2 protein-coding genes are annotated in these 753 nt (G+C 43.2%); one reads left to right on the top strand and one right to left on the bottom strand.

Features of this window, described 5'->3' with window-relative positions; genetic code table 11:
- Positions 1-81 precede the first annotated feature (81 nt).
- Complete coding sequence (locus GNF10_RS37230) at positions 82-357, top strand: hypothetical protein (protein ID WP_185582784.1); 276 nt, start codon at positions 82-84, stop codon at positions 355-357.
- 3 nt (positions 358-360) lie between these two features.
- Here GNF10_RS37230 and GNF10_RS37225 read toward each other — a convergent pair.
- A partial coding sequence (locus tag GNF10_RS37225) for a hypothetical protein (RefSeq protein WP_260446393.1) occupies positions 361-753 on the bottom strand: 393 nt, incomplete at its 5' end.

The following is a 753-nucleotide window of genomic DNA, read 5'->3' as shown; positions in this document are numbered from 1 at the left end:
GCGCTGTTCACCCCAGAGGCTGGCAAGGTGATAAATGCCCCGATTGGCAAACATTTAAAAAATCTTTAGAGGAGTAAGAAAATGACGTTAACTCTGAATAATCGCTCTCAAAGCAAAGAATCGTCCCTGACGCAAGCATTACGGCAGATACAACATTTAAACTCCAAAATTGCTGTGTTAGAGCAGCAGCATCAAGATTATGTGCAGAAGCAACAGAATTTGATTAATGCGATTGCCGAAATCTGTGTTTCTCCAATCCAGGAAGTACAGGCGCTGCGGATTCTCATATATCGGGGAGAAGCAGCTTGTCGGCAGTACTTGCGTTCGGTGTTGGTTAGACAACGGAAGACTTCATAGAGTTCAGGCACTCAGTGATTCCGATTCTGTACGTGATATTTCCAAAACCCGACGTAACCAATATGAAGTTTCAAGAGAAGCAGATTGTTTTTGTTCGGCATCCGACCAAATGTTCTCCCAATTGAATAGCCATCGAGTCAGCAAACGACCTAAGTCAACCAACTCTGCTGCTCTATCAATGTCATCTGCTTTCACCATATCTGGTACAGTCCACTCGATAAAGTATCGACTTTCTTTGACCAGAGTCAGCATCAATTCCTGAGATGATACCCCAGTCCACAAAAATTGAATTTGCTCAAGGTGTGCAGCGAGATGATGCAAACGGGTAGGCACATCATCTTGTATAAAAATTTGTTGTCTCGGTGTCAATTCGATCATAAATTTCCCAGGAATTCG

Origin of the sequence: Nostoc sp. UCD121 (assembly GCF_014222285.1) — a bacterium.
GTDB lineage: Bacteria > Cyanobacteriota > Cyanobacteriia > Cyanobacteriales > Nostocaceae > Nostoc.
The sequence above is the reverse complement of the archived record's forward strand: the minus strand, read 5'-3'. Positions and strand labels throughout refer to the sequence as shown.

What these genes read in the sequence shown, in the direction of transcription:
- GNF10_RS37230 (WP_185582784.1), top strand. Translation starts at nt 82, where the DNA reads ATGACGTTAACTCTGAATAATCGCTCTCAAAGCAAAGAATCGTCCCTG.